Source organism: Stenotrophomonas sp. STEN046 (assembly GCF_056759755.1).
In genome coordinates this window covers 65989-88032 of record NZ_JBRRDR010000004.1, presented here as the reverse complement: position 1 = coordinate 88032, position 22044 = coordinate 65989, and the positions used below count along the sequence as shown (strand labels likewise).

The window sequence follows — 22044 nt, the reverse complement described above, 5'->3', positions numbered from 1 at the left end:
GCGGCCGCGCCGGCCGTTCAGTCCTTGGACAGCGGGGTCAGCAAGCGCAGGCCGCGGTTGGCGCTGTCGACCATGTAGACCCCGCCGGCCGGCAGCAGGTCGCTGCCCGCCTGCTGGACATCGTGCTGGCGCCATGGCGCGGACTGGCGCGGACCGGGGATGAATGCTTTCCACGTGCCGTAGTCCTCCGGTCGCGACTTCAGGTCCTTGGTGATGGAATAGCTGACCGGTATCCGGATCGTCCAATCCGCGTGGTCCTTGTCCTCGCCGGTGGTCGGCGGCGCGAAGGTCCACTTGCGGGCAGCGGTGATGCTGGCCTTGGCGAACAGGTCGCGCAGCTGCTGCATCGTCCGTTCCGGCGCCACCACCCCCATGTTCACCTGCTCGGCAATCACGTCGGCCACCGTGCCATCACGCGCCACCTTGACCAGCAACAGCACGTCACCCTGGGCACCGCCACGGAACGCGGCCTCGGGGTAGCGCGGCGCCGGCATGCGTTTACGGGTGACCGTGTCGGTCGCGGTGTCGTCGTACTGGCTGAAGTCAACGCTGCTCATGCGGACCTGAATGCCACCATCTCCGGACGGTTTGCCCAGCAGCCTCACGCGCAGCGGCGCATGTACCGGAACGGACGCGCCATCGCGCAGCGTGGGTTCGAAGCGCCAGCTGCGGATCGTGCCATCGACGAAGGACGCGATGGACGGCGTAATCATCTCGCGCTGATCCAGCACCAGGTGACTGACCGAACCATCGGCAGAGACATCGATGTTGCCGGTCAGCACCATGCTGGCTTCGGCGGTGGCACGCACCGCCTGGGCGGTCTGGGCAGCGGCATCGGCGCACGCCAGGCTGGTGATGCTGCCAGTGGCAAGCACCAACGCGAGAAACAGGGGAGAACGCATCATGGCCCGATCCTTGGTGATGAGGATCCGAGCCTACCGCAGTTGCGCCGTGCAGATGCAGCCGATCACGCCAGCCGATGACTGCCCGCATATGGCGGCGTGTCCGGATAGTCCCCCAGCGCGAAGCGTGCCTGCAGCCCCTGCCACCACGCCGGGTCGAACAGATGCCGGTACAGCTCGCGCACCGCTGCGAGCTCCTGTGCGGGCAACCCCATGAAAGGCCCGAAGCGTTCGGGGAACACGTCGCGCGGGCCGACGTGGAACCAGGGCTCGTCGGCCATTGCTTCTTCAGGCGTACTGGGCTGCGGCCATGCACGGAACACGCAGTCACTGACCAGGCAGAGTTCGTCATAGTCGTAGAAGACCGCGCGGCCGTGGCGCGAGACGCCGAAATTTTTCGGCAGCATGTCGCCGGGGAAGATGTTGTTGCGCGCCATGTCGGTAATCGCCTGGGCGTAATCGAGCACTGCGGCACGGATCGCCTCACCACTCTGCTCACGCAGATAGAGATTCAACGGGCGGAAGCGACGCTGCACGTAACACAGGTTGATCTCGACCTCATCGCCATCCAGTCGCACGCTCTGCGCGCACTGCTGCAGCAGTTCCTCCAGCAATGCCGGCGCAAAGCGATCACGCGGGAAACGCAGGTGCCGGTACGGCTGTGCATCAAGCAGGCGGCCCACCCGGTCGAGGTTGAACACCAGTGCGTACTTCTCTTCCACCTGCTGCCTCGACATGGCCTTGGGCCAGGCGAAGCGGTCGCGGATCAGCTTGAATACCAGCGGATAGCTGGGCAGCGTGAACACCGCCATGACCATGCCCGGGGTGCCTTCGGCATGCAGCAGGCGCTCCTGCGGGTGCTCATTGAAATGGCGGAAGAAGGTGCGGTAGCGCTCGGTCTTGCCCTGCTTGGCGCGGCCCAGCACGGTGTAGAGCTCGTCGATCGGCTTGCCCGGCAGCAGGCTGCGCAGGAACACCACCGCATCGCCGACCGTGGCCAGATCGGCCTGGAAGTAGCTGCGTGACACGCCGAACAGATGGGCGACATCACGGCGCCGGGTCAGCACGGCATCGGCGCGCAGGCCGCGCTCGTCATTGACCAGCGCGATCACGCAGGGTGAGAAGCGATGCTCACCGAACACGCGGCCGACCAGATAGGCGCGGCGCTCACGATAGAACACGGTATCGAGCAGCTCGATGCTGCGCACCGGCGTATCGCCCCAATGCGCCAGATCGTCCTGCAGGCGTACGGCGATGGCCGCTGCACAGCGCAGCTGGTGCGCATACGGAACATCGAAACGGTAGTCGGCCAACACCCGCTGCAGCGCTTCCACCGGACGTGTCGGCGACACCGCGTAGGTATGCCGCGCGACCGGGTGGGTGATCGCATCGGAAGGTTCGACGTCGAAGGCGATGAACTCCACCTGCGGGTCCACGCCGCGGATGGCGAACAGCCGTCGTGCCAACGTGTTGTAGAAGGTCTTGTACAGTTCGGCATCGATCAGCCCCTGCAGCAGCGCGCTGTAGCGTGCGTGCACCTGCAGCCAGAGCGCTCGCGCACCGACGGCCTCGCCCGCCAGCCGGCGCAGGGCATCCATCTGCTCGGCGATGCACAGATCGTAGAGTGCGATGCGCTCGACCGCGTCCTGCCGCGCCGCGGCCCAGTCACGTCGTTCGAAGCGCACGCGGGCGCGGGCGGTGATCGCGGCAAACCGGGCGTGGTAGTCCTCGAAGCCATCACGGATGGCGCTGGCGATGCGTGGCGCCAGATCGGTGGCGATGACAGGCTCGGACATGCAGGGCTCACCCGGGAGGACCGGCTTCACCATACGCTGGCGTGGGGTGGCTTGTGTAGGGCCGAACCGAGGATGCGCTGGTAGTGCCGGCCGCTGGACGGCACCCCATGAAACAGCGGCTGGGGACTGCAGATGCCGGCCAACGGCCGGCACTACCGCTCTACTGCACGTCGGCCGCCTCAGATCGCCAGTTCCGCCTCCACGTCCTGCACCCTGCGCCGGGCCAGGGCAAGGTTGGACTTGGTCCGGTCCAGCACGATGTAGAAGAACAGGCCCTTCTTCTTCGCCACCGGCCGCATGATGTGATACGCCTTGCCGAGCGAAATCAGGATGTCCTCGATGCTGTCGTTGAGGTTGAGCGAGGCAGCGGTCTTCATCTTGGCGCGGATCACTTCGGTATTGCCGGCCGCGGCCACTTCCATGTCCATGCCCGAGCCGGCCTCGCCCAGCAGCATGCCGCTTTCATAGTCGACCAGCGCAACGGCCTGGGCGCCATCGATGCTCATCAGTGCAGTCAGCGAATCATTCAGTCCAGCCACGTCGCACCTCTCTCGTTGTTGGTTCGAGCCCTCGTTCCCCTGCGGCCGGGCTCACGATCCGCCGAGTTCGGCCAGGATCTCCTGGCCACATTCCCTGCTCTGCCACAGCACCTGGCCGATCACGCTGCGCTGGTCGCATGCCGCCATCAACAGCAACGGCGCACGTCCCTCGGCATGGATGGCCAGCATCAGCACCTTGCCGCCCGCCGCTTCCAGCATCAGCGTCTGCAGATCGCCCAGTACCAGTTCGCGCCCCACCGCGGCCGCCAATGCCAGCATCGCGCTGGTCATCGCCGCCAGCCGCTCGCCGCGGCCTTCGGCCCCGGCACTGACCAGGGCGAAGCCATCGACACTGGCCAGCACCACGGTGCGCACGCCTTCAACGCGCCGTTGCAGGTCCTGCAGCAGCGGCTGCAGGCGTTCGCGCTGCTGCGCGTCCGGCAGCGGCGCACCGTCCCCATCAGCCATGTGCGGCCACCAGCGCATGCGCTTCCATTTCGCTCATCAGTACATCCATCAGCAGCAATCCCTGTTGGCGATCGCGCGCATCCACGGCCAGCAGTGGCAGGGGCTGGTCATCAAGCCGTGCGCAGGCGGCCCAGTCATCCAATGCAGCCGCCGGCGCCTGGTCCAGATGGGTGACGGCCACGACCAGCGCCAGCGCCGAACCGAACGGTTGCAGCACCTGCAGGTAGGTCTGCATTTCCTCGGCAACGCCGGCGCGCCGCGCATCCAGCAGCAGCACTGCACCACGCGCGCCCTGCAGCAGGATCGGCCACAGGAAATCGAAACGCTGCTGGCCGGGCGTTCCATAGAGGCGCAACCGCTCGCCGTTGGGCAGGTCGATATCGGCGTAGTCGAGCGCCACGGTGGTGGACGCCTTGTCCGCACCGGCACGGTCGCTGTTGGCCACGTCGGTGTCGATAACCGCACCAGCCGCGATGCTGCGTACCAGGGTGGACTTGCCGCTGCCCATGCCCCCCAGCACCACCACCTTGTGCTCACGCATCGCGATCACTCCCGCGCAGTGTCCGCCACAGGCGGGCAAGCAGACCGTTGTCGCCGCCTGGCGAACGCGCGGTGGCCATCGGTGATGCCGGTGCGGACTGCAGCTGCGCGTAACCGCACAGATAGGCCGCATGGATGAAATCGCGCACGGCCGCCGCCGGCAGGTCGAGCAGCATCGCGCATTCGTCCACCGTGCAGGCGCGCTTGAGCAACAGCGAGCACAGACGAAAGCCATCGTGATCGTGGCCGAGCACGCGGAAATCCGGCCAACGCAGCAACTTCACCGATGCCCCACGCAGGCGTTCATCCAGTGCCTGCCAATGACCGCTGCGCTGTGCCCATTGCCACAGCAGCGGGCGCAACGGCTGGCGCGCGCGGTCCCCCGCCAGCGATTGCAGCTGCGCCGGCTGCAACGCGTCCAGGTACAGGCGCTCAAAGCCCTGGGCCAGACGCTCCACCAGCGTGCTGGCCGGCTCCTGCAGCAGTACTGCCTGGTCCTGTTCCAGGTCCAGCAGCAGCAGGGGCGTTCCGTCCTCGCCGAGCATGGCCTGCCCCTGTCGCAGCGGCAGGCGCTCGCGCAGCAGGCGGGTGATCGCATGGGCGCCGTCAGCCAGGCGGATTGCCGTCGCCCCGGCCACAGGCTGCATGCCACGCAGCGCGCGGCCGATCGCACCATCGTCCAGCACGTCATGGCGGCCATCGCCTTCGCGCAGTTGACCACCCAGGTCTTCAATCCAGCATTGCAGGCGTGGCCGCTGCTGGCGCATGCGCAGTGCCGCGTTGCGCAACGCTGGCGTATCGCGGATCACCAGCAGATCGCAGTCGTCCAGATCCTGGCTGCGGCGGATCTGGCCATCCGGCAGCGCCGAGGCCAGGCGCAGGCGTTGCAGCAGGGCCTGCTCGCCCTGGATGTCGGTTCCCACTACCAGCACGCGTGCCATCCGTGTTCCCCGTGCGACCGCCTCCCCGGCGGTCTCGCAGCGCCAAGGCTAGGCCATGGTTTGCCGCCACCGTCGTGATCGACTGCTCATATTGATGGCAGTGGTGGATTGGCGCAGATCGGTTCTGCGACGGCGATCGGGGGCAAGTTTCATGCCGTGTTGACGGCATTCCGACAACCGATGGATGTCACGGTTCTGGACCGCCGGCTGATGCATGCCATGCGCGGATGCCCGCTCGGCCGCCCTGCGCAGAAAAAGAAACCCGCGCCGAAGCGCGGGTTCCGATGTCACGACCGCACGGCGATGGATCAGCCGCGCAGCTGCTCCAGTGCGGTGTTGAAGGTCGCACTCGGGCGCATGGCGGCCGCCGCCTTGGCCACGTCCGGACGGTAGTAGCCGCCGATGTCCACGGCCTTGCCCTGCACGGCGATCAGCTCGTCGACGATCTTCTGCTCGTTGTCGGCCAGGGCCTTGGCCAGCGGTGCGAAGCGGGCCTGCAGTGCGGCGTCTTCGGTCTGCACGGCCAGGGCCTGCGCCCAGTACAGCGCGATGTAGAAGTGGCTGCCACGGTTGTCGATGCCGCCGAGCTTGCGCGACGGCGACTTGTCGTTGTCCAGGAACTGGCCGTTGGCTTCATCCAGCGCCTTGGCCAGCACGCGGGCGGCAGCGTTGTCGTAGCGGTTGCCCAGGTGTTCCAGCGACGCGGCCAGGGCCAGGAACTCGCCCAGCGAATCCCAGCGCAGGTAGTCCTCTTCAACGAACTGCTGCACGTGCTTGGGAGCCGAACCACCGGCGCCGGTCTCGAACAGGCCGCCACCGGCCATCAGCGGCACGATCGACAGCATCTTGGCGCTGGTACCCAGCTCCATGATCGGGAACAGGTCGGTGAGGTAATCGCGCAGCACGTTGCCGGTCACCGAGATGGTGTCCTCGCCCTTGCGGATGCGATCGAGCGAGAAGGCGGTGGCTTCCACCGGCGGCAGGATGCGGATATCCAGGCCGTTGGTGTCGTGGTCCTTCAGGTACTGCTCGACCTTGGCGATGACCTGCGCGTCGTGGGCGCGGGCGGCATCCAGCCAGAACACGGCCGGGGTGCTGCTCAGGCGGGCGCGTTCGACGGCCAGCTTGACCCAGTCCTGGATCGGCGCGTCCTTGGTCTGGCACATGCGCCAGATGTCACCGGCTTCCACGGCGTGCTCGAACACCACGTTGCCGGCGTCGTCGGTGACCTTGACCACGCCATCGGCAGCGATCTGGAAGGTCTTGTCGTGCGAGCCGTACTCTTCAGCCTTCTGCGCCATCAGCCCGACGTTCGGCACCGAGCCCATGGTGGCCGGGTTGAAGGCACCGTGCGCCTTGCAGTCGTCGATGACGGCCTGGTACACGCCGGCGTAGCAGCGGTCAGGAATGACGGCCTTGGTGTCCTGCAGCTTGCCTTCGGCGTTCCACATCTTGCCGGAGTCGCGGATCATCGCCGGCATCGAGGCGTCGACGATCACATCGCTCGGCACGTGCAGGTTGGTGATGCCCTTGTCCGAGTTGACCATGGCCACGCCCGGACGCTGCGCGTACTCGGCAGCCAGGTCGGCTTCGATCGCAGCGCGGGTGGCTTCAGGCAGCGACGGCAGGCGCGCGGCCAGGTCACCGATGCCGTTGTTGGCATCGAAACCGGCCTGCTTCAGCACATCGGCGTGCTTGGCCAGCACGTCCTTGTAGAACTCGTTGACCGCCACACCGAACATGATCGGGTCGGAGACCTTCATCATGGTCGCCTTCAGGTGCAGCGAGAACAGCACGCCCTGGGCCTTGGCATCGGCAATCTGCTCACCGATGAACGCAGCCAGTGCCTTACGGCTCATCACCGCGGCATCGACGATCTCTCCCGCCTTCACCGCAGTCTTTTCCTTCAGCACGACGGTGCTGCCGTCCTTGCCGTGGAAGGTGATCTTCAGCGCGCCGGCGTTGACCAGGGTGGCAGACTTTTCGCTGCCGTAGAAATCACCGGCGGCCATGTGCGCGACGTGCGACTTCGAATCCGAGGCCCAGGCGCCCATGCGGTGCGGGTGCTTGCGCGCGTAGTTCTTCACCGACAGCGGTGCGCGGCGGTCGGAGTTGCCTTCGCGCAGCACCGGGTTAACCGCGCTGCCCTTGACCTTGTCGTAGCGCGCCTTGTAGTCGCGCTGCTGGTCGTCGGCCGGGGTTTCCGGGTAATCCGGCAGCGGGTAGCCCTGGTCCTGCAGTTCCTTGATGGCCGCCTTCAGCTGCGGCACCGAGGCGGAGATGTTCGGCAGCTTGATGATGTTGGCGTCCGGGGTGGTCGCCAGCTGGCCCAGCTCGGCCAGGTCGTCGTTGACCTTCTGCGCATCGCTCAGCAGTTCCGGGAACAGCGACAGGATGCGGCCGGACAGCGAGATGTCACGGGTTTCCACCGCGATGCCGGCAGTGGAGGTATAGGCGTCGACGATCGGCAGCAGCGACTGGGTGGCCAGGAACGGTGCTTCGTCGGTCAGCGTGTAGAGGATCTTGGACATGGGGGACTTGGACTCTGTAGCAGTGCTCAGGGGAAGGCCGGCGCCAGCGCCGGGCCACGTGCAACCGTGTCACTTCCCCCGCCGCCGTCAGGGTGGGCGCGCGGCGGGGAAACCCCTGCATTGTCGCGTTTTCAGCCGCGCGGGGCAAAGCCGGGCCATACGCGGCGGTATTGCAACGCAGTGATCCACTGGGCCGGTGTTGTGCGTCGGTGATGCGTTCCCGGCAGATCCACGCCATGCGTGGATGAGGAAGAACCCGCCGTTTCAGTAGATCCACGCCACGCGTGGATGAGAGCCCGCCATCGCCCCAAAAAAAAGACGCAGCCTCGCGGCTGCGTCCATCGTGAGCCCTGCCGGGAGAGAGTCGGCAGGACTTACTTGACCTCGAACTCCTGCGGCGTTCCGGCCGCCTTACCATCGACCATGACTTCGGCGCGGTACTTGCCCGCCGGCCAGCCATTGGCATTCTTGAAGGTGATGTTGGTGGTTTCTGCGCCACTGGTGTTCAGGGTCGCGTTCTGTTCGCCGGCCACCTGGCCATCCTGGAAGGTCAGCTTGGCGCCGACCGCAACATTGTTGGCGGCGCCATCGGTCTTGACCGAGACGACCACGTCATCCTTCGGTGCGAACAACGCTGCCGGGGCTACCGACTTGTCTGCCGCAGCGGACTTGCCCACGGTAACGGTGGAAACGGCAACCGCAGCGGCAGCCATCGGCGGCGGCGCGCCGGTCATCGGAGCCGGAGCTTCGGCCGGTGTGGTCGCTGCCGGTGCCGCATTGTTGTCAGCGGTTTCTTCCTTCTTCTTGCAGCCCACCAGGGCGACACTGCCCAGCAGTGCGGCCAGCAGGGCGTTCTGGAGCGGGGTGGTCTTGATCATTCGGGGTTCCTCCCAGGATTGTCGGATGGCGATCAATGGCCTGCGCGCGGCAGGCTTACTTCGGCGGAAGCTTCAGGGTCTGGCCCGGAAAGATCTTGTCCGGGTCATCAAGCACATCGCGGTTGGCCTCGAAGATCTTCTTCCAGGCATTGGCATCGCCAAGATGCTGTTTGGCGATCTTCGACAGCGAATCTCCCTTCTGCACGGTATAGGTGCCGCCACTGACGACTTCGGCGGTACTGTCCACCGAAGCGCTGACGCCGGAAAAGTCCGCCTTGGGAACCTGTTGGGCGGTACTGTCGACGCTGGCGCTGACGCCGGAGAAATCGGCCTTCTTCTCGGTACTCATCCACACACTCCCGTCTGCATGACTACGTAGCGTGTACGGTGTCACAGCAGTTGTTAAATGGGGATGGTGCAGATGTGAAGCCGCCCCCGGGAGCGGCTGAACAATCGGGGCGGAAGGCCGTAGCGCCGGGCCTGGCCCGGCGGCTTTGGTTCTGGCCGCTGCGCTCGCCGGGCATGGCCCGGCGCTACCAGTAGCCGCCTGCGGCGGCTACTGGCGCAGCTCGCGGTAGGTCGCAGCCGGTGCGGCGATGCCGGGACTGGCACGCCACGGGTTGATGTCCAGGCCACCGCGGCGGGTGTAGCGGGCTTCCACTTCCAGCCACTGCGGCTGGCAGCGCGCGGATACTTCGCTGAAGATCCGCTCCACGCACTGCTCATGGAACTCGGCGTGCTCGCGGTAGCTGACCAGATAACGCAGCAGGCCGACGCGATCGATCTTCGGGCCACGGTAACGCAGGCTGACCGTGGCCCAGTCCGGCTGGCCGGTGACCGGGCAGTTGGACTTCAGCAGGGCCGAGACCAGGGTTTCCTCCACTACCTGATCAGCATCGGCCGCCAGATAGTCCGCCTGCGGCGGGCCATAGCAATCGATTTCCACGTCCAGCCCGTCGATGGACTCGCCCAGCGGAACCTCCCGCAGGGTCGGCAAGCCAAACTCGACCTGCACCGGCGCGCCGGCGCACGCAGACAGATCCGCCACCAGGCGCTCACGCAGCGCGTCGGCGCTGTCGATGCGGGTGCTGTTGAGGGAATTCAGATACAGCTTGAACGACTTCGATTCGATCAGGCGCGGCGAGGTGCATGGCACCTGCACCGTTGCCACGGCAACCTGCGGCTTGCCGCGCGGGTCGAGCCAGCTCAGCTCGAAGGCGTGCCAGCGGTCGTGGCCGACGAACGGCAGCGCGGCGTCATCGAGGCCGATCTCGGCACGGGCACCGCTGCGCGGGATGGGAAACAGCAGGCCGGGATCGTACTGCGACGGGTAACTGACCTCGCGACCGAGGCTGGAATCCTGTGGGGTGTTCATGCTGCTTATTGTATCGCGCGGAAGGCGGGCCTTCGGCCTGCGCGGCCAACGGCGGAGCCCCTCCGTGGTGGTTCAGGGCAGGATCTCGGGATCGGCCGGGAGGGTGGGTTGGCTGGGGGCCGCTGCAAGTACGTCCATGTAAGCTCGGTCGCCGCATCCATGCGGCTCACGCCCCCAGCCAACCCACCCTCCCGGCCACGGACAATTTCCCGCGCCACCACGGGAAAGATCAGGAAAATCAAGATCAAAAGCAGAAACCGATCCTTCAGACGTTCATGACGCCTGCCGTGCCGACCAACGGTCGGCCCCCACCAAAGCAGAAGGCCGTTCCAACAGCTCGCAGGAAACTGTCGAAGGCGGGGTGGGTCCGGTTGAGGGGGTGTGAGCGGCATGGATGCCGCGACCAAGCCTACATGGACGTATTTACGGCGTCCCCCTCAACCGGACCCAGCCCGCCTACCCTCAGGAAACCAGCTTCTGACTTTGACGTTGATCTGCAGCGGGTGCAGGGCTGCAAGCCCTGCCGGAAACCCTCACCCCGCAGGAGTACCCGCACCGTGCAGGTAATCCAGGCTCACCTGCAGCAGCGCGCGGAATCCAACATCCAGTGCCTTCTCATCCAGCAGGAACTTCGGCGAATGATTCGCCGGTGCCGTCGCCGGATCGATGCCCACGCTGGTGGAACCGACAAAGAAGAACATGCCCGGCACTTCCTTTGCGTACAGCGAGAAATCCTCCGCGCCCATCTGCAGCGGCGGCTCGTACACGTTGTCCTTGCCCACCACGGCCTGCAGGCTCGGCAGCATCTTCGCCGTCAGCGCCGGGTCGTTCACCGTGGCCGGGTTGCCTTCGGCTTCATAGATGTCGGTCACCGCCTTGGCGCCGTGCGCGGCGGCGGTGTGCTCGGCCACGTTGCGCAGGTCGGCGAAGATCTGCTGGCGCATGCCTTCATCGAAGGTGCGGATGGTGCCGACCATTTCCACTTCATCAGGAATGATGTTGTAGCGGATGCCACCGTTGATCGCACCGAAGGTGAGCACGGCCGGCTGCTTGGACAGGTTCGCGCGGCGGCTCACGATGGTCTGCGCGGTGCCGATCAGGTCGGCGGTGGCCACGATCGGATCCACCCCGTTCCAGGGCGCCGAGCCGTGCGTCTGCCGGCCAACGACCTTGATGCCGAAGCGATCGGACGCTGCCATCAGCGGGCCACCACGCACGGCGATCTGCCCGGCCTGCACGCTGGAGAACACATGCAGGCCAAACACCGCCTCGGGTTTGAAGTCGGCAAACAACCCTTCCTTCAGCATCAGCGCGGCACCGCCCTCCTCCGGCGGCGGCGCACCTTCCTCGGACGGCTGGAAGATCAGCATCACCTGGCCGGGCAGATCCTTCTTCATCGCCACCAGCGCCTCGGCCACGCCCAGCAGGGTAGCGGTGTGCGCATCATGGCCGCAGGCGTGCATGACGCCCACGGTCTGCCCGCGGTACTGCGCGGTGGCCTTGGAGGCGAACGGCAGGCCGGTCTGTTCGGTCACCGGCAGCGCATCCATGTCTGCACGCAGGGCGATCTTCGGGCCCGGCTTGCCGCCTTCGATGATCGCCACCACGCCGTGATGGGCGATGCCGGTCTTCGGCTTCAGGCCCATCGCGCGCAGGCGCTTGGCCACTTCGGCGGAGGTGCGCTCTTCGCGGTTGGACAGCTCAGGGTGCTGGTGGAAGTCACGTCGCCATTCCACCACTTTGGCCTGCAGGCGCTGCGCGGCAGCGGTCACTTCCGGGCGCTGCGCGTCCTCGGCGTGGGCAAGGGCCGGCAGGGCCAGCAACAGGGCGGACAGCAGCAGCGAACGGCGCATCTCGATCTCCACGGAAGGGGTCTGCACCTGAATGTAGGGCAACACCGCCGTTACGGGAACCTCTCCGGCGGCCATCGGTCATAGCGCCCGTCCCATCCGTCATGCAGGAAACGTGATGTGGCACAGGTATGCTTTGCGCATTGCCATCCGGGGCACCGCCCCGACCAGCCCTCTTGGAGTCCTTGAATGTCACGTGTTTGGAAGATCGTGCTGCTGGTCGTGGCGGTACTGGTGCTGGCTGTGGTTGGCCTGCGCGTACTGGGCGGCGGCAAGGACAAGGCCAAGGCCAGCGGCCCTGCGGCAGGTGCCAGCCAGGACGGTGAAGACCCCAACGCCGGGCCGGTGCCGGTGACCGTGGTCGACGCTGCGCGCCAGGACGTGCCGGTGTATGCCAGCGCACTGGGCACGGTAACGGCGATGAACACCGTGACCGTCAGCCCGCAGGTCGGCGGTCAGCTGATGAGCCTGAACTTCCGCGAAGGCCAGGAAGTGAAGAAGGGCGACGTGCTGGCGGTCATCGACCCGCGCACCGCCCAGGCCAGCTATGACCAGGCGGTGGCGTCCAAGCGCCAGAACGAGGCCCTGCTGGCCACCGCGCGTTCGAACTACCAGCGCTCGAACGCACCGGAGTACCGCCAGTTCGTGGCCAAGACCGATCTGGATACACAACGAAACCAGGTGGCACAGTACGAAAGCGCGGTGGCGGCCAACGAGGCCAGCATGCGCTCGGCGCAGGTGCAGCTGCAGTACACCAGGGTCACTGCGCCGATCACCGGCATCGCCGGTATCCGCGCGGTCGATGCTGGCAACGTGGTCAACGCCGGCACCGCGCTGGTCACGCTGACCCAGATCCACCCGATCCACGTGCTGTTCAACCTGCCTGAGCGCCAGCTGGGCGATGTGCGCCAGGCGCAGGCCGCCGGCGAGGTGCCGGTGGCAGCGCTGGACCGCGCCGATTCGCACGTGCTGTCCGGCGACGGCAAGCTGGACGTGGTCGACAACCTGATCAGTGCCGACAGCGGCACCTTCAAGGCACGTGCGGTGTTCGACAACGCCGACAACGGCCTGTGGCCGGGCCAGTTCGTCAACGTGCGCATGCAGCTGCGCACCCTTGCCGGCGGCGTGGTGATCCCGACCCAGGCGGTGCTGCGTGGCCCGGACGGTGAGTACGTCTATATCGTGCAGGGCGACAACACGGTGAAGATGCAGACCGTGCGCAGTGGCGTGGAAGTGGGTGACAGCCACGTGCAGATCGCCGAAGGCCTGAAGGGTGGCGAGCGGGTGGTCAGCGAAGGCCAGTTCCGCCTGAAGCCGGGCAGCAAGGTGACCGCGCTGAAACCGGGCGAGACCCCGGCTGCACCGACCGAGGCCGAACTGAAGGCCGCCGAACAGAAGAGTGGCGGCAGCCGCCGCGGTGGTGGCCCGCGCTGAGCGCAGGCCCCTGCTCTTCCCCGCGCCGGCGATCCCGCCGGCGCTGCCATTGAAGTGCCAGCAAGGATCAGTCCGTGGGCTTTTCGACGATCTTCATCCGCCGCCCGATCGCCACCTCGCTGTTGATGGCGGGTCTGTTGCTGCTGGGCATCCTCGGTTACCGCAAGCTGCCGGTGTCGGCGCTGCCGGAAATCGATGCGCCCAGCCTGGTGGTGACCACCCAGTACCCGGGTGCCAACGCCACCACCATGGCCTCGTTGGTGACCACGCCACTGGAGCGCCAGTTCGGCCAGATCTCCGGGCTGGAGCTGATGACCTCCGATTCCTCGGCCGGGTTGTCGACGGTCATCCTGCAGTTCTCGATGGATCGCGACATCGATATCGCCGCGCAGGATGTACAGGCGGCCATACGCCAGGCCACCCTGCCCTCTTCGCTGCCGTACCAGCCGGTCTACAACCGGGTGAATCCGGCCGATGCGGCCATCGTCACCCTGAAGCTGACCTCGGACACGCGCCCGCTGCGTGACGTCAACAACTACGCCGACTCGATCCTGGCCCAGCGCCTGTCGCAGGTGCAGGGCGTTGGCCTGGTTTCGATCGCCGGCAACGTGCGTCCGGCCGTGCGCATCCAGGTGAACCCGGCGCAGCTGTCCAACATGGGCCTGACCCTGGAAGAGCTGCGCAGTGCGCTCACCCAGGCCAACGTCAACGCGCCCAAAGGCTCGTTGAATGGCAAGACCCAGTCCTACAGCATCGGCACCAACGACCAGCTGGCCAGCGCCGCCGAGTACCGCGACACCATCATCAGCTACAAGAACGGCCGCCCGGTGCGCCTGTCCGACGTGGCCGAAGTGGTCGACGGGGTGGAGAACGACCAGCTGGCCGCATGGGCCGATGGCAAGCCGGCGGTGCTGCTGGAAGTGCGCCGCCAGCCGGGCGCCAACATCGTGCAGACCGTCGAACGCATCCGCGCGCTGCTGCCGCAGCTGCAGGGCGTGCTGCCGGCCGACGTGCACCTGGAGGTCTTCTCCGACCGCACCGAGACCATCCGCGCCTCGGTGCATGAAGTGCAGTTCACCCTGATCCTGACTATCGGCCTGGTGGTGGCGGTGATCTTCGTGTTCCTGCGCCGCTTCTGGGCCACGATCATTCCCTCGGTGGCGGTGCCGCTGTCACTGGCCGGCACCTTCGCGGTGATGGCCTTTGCCGGCATGTCGCTGGACAATCTTTCGCTGATGGCGCTGGTGGTGGCCACCGGCTTCGTGGTCGACGATGCGATCGTGATGATCGAGAACATCGTGCGTTACATCGAACAGGGCAAGAGTGGCAAGGAAGCCGCCGAGATCGGCGCGCGTCAGATCGGCTTCACCGTTCTGTCGCTGACGGTCTCGCTGGTGGCGGTGTTCCTGCCGCTGCTGCTGATGCCCGGTGTCACCGGTCGCCTGTTCCACGAATTTGCCTGGGTGCTGAGCATTGCCGTGGTGCTGTCGATGCTGATCTCGCTGACGCTCACCCCGATGATGTGCGCCTACCTGCTCAAGCCCGACGCGCTGCCCGAGGGCGAGGACGCACACGAGCGTGCGGCCGCCGCCGGCAAGCAGAACCTGTGGACACGCACCGTTGGCCTGTACGAGCGCAGCCTGGACTGGGTGCTTGAACACCAGCCGATCACGCTGGCGGTCGCCGCTGCCGCACTGGTGCTGACCGTGCTGCTGTACGTGCTGATTCCCAAGGGCCTGCTGCCCGAACAGGACACCGGCCTGATCACCGCGGTGGTGCAGGCTGACCAGAACATCGCCTTCCCGCAGATGGAACAGCGCACCAAGCAGGTCGCCGAGGCACTGCGCAAGGATCCGGACGTGACCGGCGTGTCGGCGTTCATTGGTGCCGGCAGCATGAACCCGACGCTCAACCAGGGCCAGCTGTCGATCGTGCTGAAGGAGCGTGGCGAGCGCGATGGCCTGGATGAGATCCTGCCGCGCCTGCAGAAGTCCGTCGCCGGCATTCCCGGCGTGGCGCTGTACCTGAAGCCGGTGCAGGACGTCACCCTGGATACCCGCGTGGCCGCCACTGAATACCAGTACTCGCTGTCGGACGTGGACAGCGCCGAAGTGGCGCTGCAGGCCAACCGCTTGACCCAGGCGCTGCGCCAGCGCCCGGAACTGGCCGACGTCGACAACAACCTGTCCAACCAGGGCCGGGCGCTGGAGTTGAACATCGACCGCGACAAGGCCAGCGTGCTCGGCGTACCGATGCAGACCATCGATGACACCCTCTACGATGCGTTCGGCCAGCGCCAGATCTCCACCATCTTCACCGAGCTCAACCAGTATCGGGTCGTGCTGGAAGTGGCGCCGCAGTTCCGTACCAGCACCGCGCTGATGGAACAGTTGGCCGTGGCCTCCAACGGTGCCGGCGCACTGACCGGCACCAATGCCACCAGCTTCGGGCAGGTCACTTCGTCCAACTCGTCCACCGCCACCGGCATCGGTGCCCAGAACACCGGCATCACCGTGGGCGCGGGCAGCATCATTCCGCTGTCGGCGCTGGCCGAAGCCAAGGTATCCAGCGCGCCGCTGCTGGTCAGCCACCAGCAGCAGCTGCCTGCGGTGACGGTGTCCTTCAACGTCGCCCCGGGCTACTCGCTGTCCGATGCGGTCAAGGCCATCGAAGAGACCAAGGCCAGCCTGGACATGCCGGCGCACGTGCATGCGCAGTTCATCGGCAAGGCCGCCGAATTCACCGGCAGCCAGACCGACGTGGTGTGGCTGCTGCTGGCCTCGCTGGTGGTGATCTACATCGTGCTGGGCGTGCTGTATGAAAGCTACATCCACCCGATCACGATCATCTCGACCCTGCCACCGGCAGGTGTCGGCGCGCTGCTGGCACTGATGGTGTGCGGCCTGAGCCTGTCGGTGGACGGCATCGTCGGCATCGTGCTGCTGATCGGCATCGTCAAGAAGAACGGCATCATGATGGTCGACTTCGCCATCGAGGCACGACGCACTGGTGCCAACGCGCGTGACGCCATCCGTCGCGCCTGCCTGCTGCGCTTCCGTCCGATCATGATGACCACCGCCGCGGCGATGCTCGGTGCGTTGCCGCTGGCGCTGGGCACCGGCATCGGCTCGGAGCTGCGCCGCCCGCTGGGCATTGCCATCGTCGGTGGCCTGCTGCTGTCGCAGCTGGTGACCCTGTACACCACGCCGGTGATCTACCTGTACATGGAACGCTTCTCGGAATGGCTTGCACGCCGCCGCGAACAGCGCGCGCTGCGCGATGGCACGCTGCAGGAGCCGCAGGCATGATCCAGGCCCCGCAGCTGCGGGGGGCCGCACGATGAACCTGTCCGGCCCCTTCATCCGCCGCCCGATCGGCACCGCCCTGCTGGCCATCGGCCTGTTCATGGTCGGGGTGATCTGCTATCTGCGGCTGGGTGTGTCGGCGTTGCCGAACATCGAGATCCCGGTGATCTTCGTGCACGCCAGCCAGTCCGGTGCCGACGCAGCGACCATGGCCTCGACGGTCACCGCGCCGCTGGAACGCCACCTCGGCCAGCTGCCGGGCATCGACCGCATGCGTTCGTCGAGCTCGGAAGGCAGCTCGCTGGTGTTCATGATCTTCCAGAGCGACCGCAACATCGACTCGGCCGCGCTGGATGTGCAGACCGCGATCAATTCGGCGCAGGCCGACCTGCCGTCGGGCATGGGTTCGCCGATGTACCAGAAGGCCAACCCGAACGACGACCCGGTGATCGCCATCGCGTTGACCTCGCAGACACAGTCGGCCGACGAGCTGTACAACGTGGCCGACTCGTTGCTGGCCCAGCGCATCCGCCAGATCGGCGGCGTCGCTTCGGTGGACATCGCCGGAGCCTCGACACCGGCCGTGCGCGTGGACGTCAACCTGCGCCTGATGAACGCGCTGGGGCTGACCGCCGACGACCTGCGCAATGCCGTACGCGCGGCCAACGTCACCTCGCCCACCGGATTCCTCAGCGACGGCAATACCACCACGGCGATCATCGCCAATGATTCGGTGGCCCGCGCGGCCGACTTCGCCGACCTGGTGGTCAAGACCCAGGGCGATGGCCGGGTGATCCGCCTGAAGGACATCGCCAACGTCTACGACGGCCAGCAGGACGCTTACCAGGCCGCGTGGTTCGACCACAAGCCGGCGGTGGTGATGTATGTGTTCACCCGCGCCGGCGCCAACATCGTGGAAACCGTGGACCGGGTGAAGGCGCAGATTCCCGCCCTGCGCGATTACCTGCAGCCGGGCACCACGATGACGCCGTACTTCGACCGGACCCCGACCATCCGTTCGTCGCTGCATGAAGTGCAGATCACCCTGCTGATCAGCCTGGCGATGGTGGTGCTGACCATGGCGCTGTTCCTGCGCCGCCTGGCACCGACGCTGATCGCCGCAGTAACCGTGCCGCTGTCGCTGGCCGGTGCTGCACTGGTGATGTACGTGATGGGCTTCACCCTGAACAACCTGAGCCTGCTGGCGCTGGTGATCGCGATCGGTTTCGTGGTCGACGATGCGATCGTGGTGATCGAGAACATCATGCGCCACCTGGACGAAGGCATGCCGCGGATGCAGGCCGCGTTCGCCGGTGCGCGCGAGATCGGCTTCACCATCGTCTCGATCACCGCTTCGCTGGTGGCGGTGTTCATCCCGCTGCTGTTCGCCAGCGGCATGATGGGTGCGTTCTTCCGCGAGTTCACCGTGACCCTGGTTGCAGCGATCGTGGTGTCGATGGTCGTCTCGCTGACGCTGACCCCGGCGCTGTGCAGCCGCTTCCTCAGCGCGCATGACCACAAGGCGGCACCGTCGCGCTTCGGCCGCTGGCTGGATGCCGGCCATGAGCGGATGCTGCGCGTCTATACCGTGCTCCTGGACTTCTCGCTGCGCCACGCGCTGCTGCTCTCGCTCACCCCGCTGATCCTGATCGGCGTCACCATCTTCCTGTTCGGTGCAGTGAAGAAGGGCGCGTTCCCGCCGCAGGACACCGGCCTGATCTGGGGCCGCGCCAATTCCAGCGCGACGGTGTCCTTCGAGGACATGGTCAGCCGCCAGCGCCGCATCACCGACATGCTGATGTCCGATCCGGCGGTGAAGACGGTGGGCGTGCGCCTGGGCAGTGGCCGCCAGGGCTCCAGCGCGCAGTTCAACGTCGAGTTGAAATCGCGCAAGGACGGCCGCCGCGAAACCACCGCACATGCACTGGCACGCCTGAGCGCCAAGGCCGACCGCTACCCGGACCTGCAGCTGCGCCTGCGTGCGATCCAGGACCTGCCCAGCAATGATGGCGGTGGCAGCAGCCAGGGCGCGCAGTACCGTGTCTCGCTGCAGGGCAACGACCTGGCCGCGCTGCAGGAATGGCTGCCCAAGCTGCAGGCCGCATTGAAGAAGAATCCGAAGCTGCGCGACGTCGGTACCGATGTCGACAACGCCGGGCTGCGCCAGAACATCGAGATCGACCGTGCCAAGGCCGCACGCCTGGGCGTCTCGGTGGGTGCCATCGACGGTGCGCTGTACGGCGCCTTCGGCCAGCGCCAGATCTCCACGATCTATTCGGACATCAACCAGTACAGCGTGGTGGTCAACGCGCTGCCCTCACAGACCGCCACCCCGTCGGCACTGGACGAGGTGTACGTGCGTGCACGCAACGGCGAGATGGTGCCGATCACGGCGGTGGCCCGGCAAACGCCAGGGCTGGCACCTTCGCAGATCACCCATGAAAACCAGTACACGACGATGGACCTGAGCTACAACCTCGCCCCCGGCGTCAGCATGGGCGAGGCCAAGGCCATCATCGACAGCACCGTGGCAGGCATGCGCATGCCCGGTGACATCCGCCTGGCCGATGACGCCGGATTCGGCTTCAACTCCGACCCCAGCGACATGCTGATCCTGGTGCTGGCAGCGATCCTGACCGTGTACCTGGTGCTGGGCATGCTGTACGAGAGCCTGATCCACCCGGTGACGATCCTGTCGACACTGCCGGCGGCCGGCGTGGGTGCGTTGCTGGCGCTGTTCGGCACCAACACCGAGCTGTCGGTGATCTCGATGATCGCACTGGTGTTGCTGATCGGCATCGTCAAGAAGAACGCGATCATGATGATCGACTTCGCGCTGGTGGCGCAGCGCGAACATGGGCTGACCCCGCGCGAGGCCGCACGCGAGGCCAGCATCGTGCGTTTCCGCCCGATCATGATGACCACGATGGTGGCCATCCTGGCAGCCGTGCCGCTGGCGATCGGCCTGGGCGAAGGGTCGGAACTGCGCCGCCCGCTGGGCATCGCGATGATCGGCGGCCTGCTGTTCTCGCAGAGTCTGACCCTGCTGAGCACGCCGGCGCTGTATGTGATCTTCTCGTGCCTGGCCGAACGCTGGCCCGCACGCCGCGTACGCCGGCGCGAGGCAATGCTGCTCTAGCGCGCTCAGGGGGCGTGATGCCGTGCCGCGGGGGATGGACCGGCGCTACCAGGTGGGCGCGGGCCGTTGGTCCGCGCGGCGTTGGGTTTGACGCAGCCTAACGAAAAGAGAACAATTCTCATCCAGCCATGGTCCTGCGCCCCGTTGCGGCGCCCCGCTGCCGGTTTCCGGCACGCCTGCGTGATCCCAGCCATCGACCTTTCCCCCATGCATGGGTGGACGGCCCGTGGCCGTCCGCCGAGGACTTCCATTGATGCAGCCCAATCGCTCCCCCCGCCTGGCCGTACTGGCCATGGCCCTTTCCGCCGCGTGTGCCGCACACGCCGAAGCGCCGGCCGATGCCCGCAGCGCGACCGATCTGGACGCAGTGAAGGTCACCGCCGAGCGCACCCACACCGAGGCAGGCGCGCTGGGTGACCGCGCCCTGCGCGATACCCCGTTTGCAATCACTGCGGTCGGCCGCGAGCAGATCGAGCAGCGCCAGGTGGTCTCGCTGGGCGAGGCCTTCCTGCTCGATCCCTCGGTCACCACCCAGGTCAGTGCCTATGCCAGTGGCTGGAGCTCACCGATCCGCAACCGCGGCATCGATCTGAATTTCGACAGCTATCGCGTCAATGGCCTGCAGGTCTCTTCGTGGGGCACCGAATGGCCGCTGGAAGTGATGGAACAGGTCGATCTGCTGAAGGGCCCGGGTGGCTTCCTGTACGGCTTCGGCGCGCCGGGTGGCATCGTCAACTACATCACCAAGAAGCCGACCGACGTCCCAACGTTTTCCGCCCAGCTCGGCTGGCGCGAGCAGGGCATCGTCAGCGGCGGCATCGATGCCGGTGGCCGCTTCGGCAACGAGCAGATGTTCGGCTACCGTTTCAACGCCTTCCAGGAAAAGGGTGAGACCTTCAACGGCGGGCATGTCGATCGCAAGGTGGGTGCCCTGTCGCTGGACGCGCGCCTGAGCGATGCACTCACCTGGACCTTCGATGGCGTGTTCCAGTCGCGCGACCTGCGCGAGGAATCGCCGCAGTACTATTTCCGTGGCCTGACCTCGCTGCCGCGACCGATCGCCGGCGATGTCGACAACAGCGTGCCGGGCACCTACTACGACACCCGTTCCAGCCTGCTGTCGACCGCCCTGAACTGGCAGATCAACAGCGACTGGAAGGCCAGCCTGAGCTACGGAGTCACCACCTCGTGGAATGACGTCAACAAGATCTTCGCCTATATCGACGATCTCAACGGCGACTACGACGTCAATGTCTACGAGCTGGGTGGCAAGAGCGAGTGGAAGCTGGCCCAGGCCCTGGTACAGGGCAGTTTCCGTACCGGCCCGCTGCAGCACCAGGTGGTGGCCGGCATCAGCCACCAGACCGGTCTGGGCTGGGACCGTCCGTACGAATGGAACCTGATCGGCCGCGCCAATCTGTACCAGCGCCACGGCATCCGCCATGATGCCGTCGGTTCCCGGGTAATGACCCGCGGCGACGAAACCGTGCAGCAGGCGGTGTTTGCCAGCGATACCGTCGATCTCGGCAGCGGCTGGTCGGTACTGGCCGGCTGGCGCTACAACGACTACGAGACCAAGGGCCGCTACCACACCTACCCGGTCACCCCGACCTATGCGGTGATGTTCAAGCCCAGCGAGGCCGTCACGCTGTACGCCAGCTACATCGAATCGCTGGAAGCTGGCAGTCGCGTGGGCAACAGCTACATCAATGCCGGCGACGTGCTGGATCCCACCATCAGCAAGCAGTACGAGGTGGGTGCCAAGGTCGAAGCGGTGCGCTGGAATGCGAACGTGGCCGCGTTCCGGCTGGAACGTGGCGCGAATATCGACCAGCTGACCGACGCCGGAAAGCGCCTGGTGCAGGACGGCATCACGCTGTATGAAGGTGTCGAAGCCAGCGCCGACCTGCATCTGAGCGACGCGCTTACCCTGGGTGGCGGCGTCACCTGGCTGGACCCGACCTACGACAAGCTGTCCCCGTCCAGTGCCGCGCAGCAGGGCAACCGTACTGCCGGCGCGGCGCGCTGGAGCGGCGTGCTGCATGCCACCTACCAGCTGCCGTGGGTGGACGGGCTGGAGACCTATGCCGCCGTGCGCTACTACGGCGATGTCTGGTACGACGCCGACAACACCCTGAAGCTGCCCGACTACACGCTGGTGAACGCCGGCATCGGCTACCGCCTGCTGGCATCCGGTCATCCGGTGACCCTGCGTGCCAGCGTGGAGAACCTGGCCAACCGCAGGTACTGGTCCAATGCCGGCGTCGGCCTGCCGCGTACGTTCGCGTTGAGCGTGCGCTGGGAGATGTAACCCTGCTTCGTGGGTGCGGACCGTTGGTCCGCACA

The 22044-nt window shown here is 66.3% G+C and carries 15 protein-coding genes; 4 read left to right on the top strand and 11 right to left on the bottom strand.

Going from position 1 to position 22044, the window contains the following annotated elements; translation table 11 throughout:
• Nucleotides 1–17 precede the first annotated feature (17 nt).
• The 11 genes from ACVOLJ_RS03565 to ACVOLJ_RS03515 form a co-directional block, all read right to left on the bottom strand.
• On the bottom strand, nt 18–905 hold the full coding sequence (locus tag ACVOLJ_RS03565; RefSeq protein WP_475278533.1) for an energy transducer TonB: 888 nt from the start codon (nt 903–905) through the stop codon (nt 18–20).
• A gap of 62 nt (nt 906–967) precedes the next feature.
• Nucleotides 968–2698: a bifunctional isocitrate dehydrogenase kinase/phosphatase gene (gene aceK, locus ACVOLJ_RS03560; RefSeq protein ID WP_481563467.1), complete on the bottom strand. Its 1731-nt coding sequence runs from the start codon at nt 2696–2698 to the stop codon at nt 968–970.
• Between the two features lie 179 nt (nt 2699–2877).
• Nucleotides 2878–3237 (bottom strand): hypothetical protein, encoded by a 360-nt coding sequence (locus tag ACVOLJ_RS03555; protein WP_475278535.1) that lies wholly within the window; start codon nt 3235–3237, stop codon nt 2878–2880.
• Nucleotides 3238–3288: 51 nt separating this feature from the next.
• Entirely contained in the window at nt 3289–3705 is a 417-nt protein-coding gene (locus ACVOLJ_RS03550; RefSeq protein ID WP_481563466.1) for a roadblock/LC7 domain-containing protein, read from the bottom strand.
• Nucleotides 3698–4246: a GTP-binding protein gene (locus tag ACVOLJ_RS03545; RefSeq protein WP_475278537.1), complete on the bottom strand. Its 549-nt coding sequence runs from the start codon at nt 4244–4246 to the stop codon at nt 3698–3700. The genes ACVOLJ_RS03550 and ACVOLJ_RS03545 overlap by 8 nt, the downstream gene beginning before the upstream one ends.
• Nucleotides 4239–5186, bottom strand: coding sequence for a hypothetical protein (locus ACVOLJ_RS03540; RefSeq protein WP_475278538.1), 948 nt, complete (start codon nt 5184–5186; stop codon nt 4239–4241). The genes ACVOLJ_RS03545 and ACVOLJ_RS03540 overlap by 8 nt, the downstream gene beginning before the upstream one ends.
• A 308-nt stretch (nt 5187–5494) precedes the next feature.
• Nucleotides 5495–7717: an NADP-dependent isocitrate dehydrogenase gene (locus ACVOLJ_RS03535; RefSeq protein ID WP_481563465.1), complete on the bottom strand. Its 2223-nt coding sequence runs from the start codon at nt 7715–7717 to the stop codon at nt 5495–5497.
• Nucleotides 7718–8091: 374 nt separating this feature from the next.
• Nucleotides 8092–8595 carry a hypothetical protein gene (locus tag ACVOLJ_RS03530; protein ID WP_475278540.1) on the bottom strand — a complete coding sequence of 168 codons (504 nt, stop codon included), beginning with the start codon at nt 8593–8595 and terminating at the stop codon, nt 8092–8094.
• 55 nt (nt 8596–8650) lie between these two features.
• A complete protein-coding gene (locus ACVOLJ_RS03525) occupies nt 8651–8944 on the bottom strand; it encodes a LysM peptidoglycan-binding domain-containing protein (RefSeq protein ID WP_108751066.1) in 294 nt (97 codons plus the stop codon).
• A 207-nt stretch (nt 8945–9151) separates the two neighbouring features.
• Complete coding sequence (gene queF, locus ACVOLJ_RS03520; protein ID WP_481563464.1) at nt 9152–9970, bottom strand: NADPH-dependent 7-cyano-7-deazaguanine reductase QueF; 819 nt, start codon at nt 9968–9970, stop codon at nt 9152–9154.
• A gap of 533 nt (nt 9971–10503) precedes the next feature.
• Entirely contained in the window at nt 10504–11823 is a 1320-nt protein-coding gene (locus tag ACVOLJ_RS03515; protein ID WP_475278542.1) for a M20 family metallopeptidase, read from the bottom strand.
• Nucleotides 11824–12009: 186 nt separating this feature from the next.
• Here ACVOLJ_RS03515 and ACVOLJ_RS03510 point away from each other — a divergent pair, with 186 nt between their 5' ends.
• From ACVOLJ_RS03510 to ACVOLJ_RS03495, 4 genes are all read left to right on the top strand, one after another.
• Entirely contained in the window at nt 12010–13254 is a 1245-nt protein-coding gene (locus ACVOLJ_RS03510) for an efflux RND transporter periplasmic adaptor subunit (protein ID WP_475278543.1), read from the top strand.
• Nucleotides 13255–13328: 74 nt separating this feature from the next.
• Nucleotides 13329–16562, top strand: coding sequence for an efflux RND transporter permease subunit (locus tag ACVOLJ_RS03505; RefSeq protein WP_481563463.1), 3234 nt, complete (start codon nt 13329–13331; stop codon nt 16560–16562).
• 31 nt (nt 16563–16593) lie between these two features.
• A complete protein-coding gene (locus ACVOLJ_RS03500) occupies nt 16594–19698 on the top strand; it encodes an efflux RND transporter permease subunit (RefSeq protein ID WP_481563462.1) in 3105 nt (1034 codons plus the stop codon).
• 253 nt (nt 19699–19951) lie between these two features.
• Complete coding sequence (locus ACVOLJ_RS03495; RefSeq protein WP_481563461.1) at nt 19952–22009, top strand: TonB-dependent siderophore receptor; 2058 nt, start codon at nt 19952–19954, stop codon at nt 22007–22009.
• Nucleotides 22010–22044: the final 35 nt, after the last annotated feature.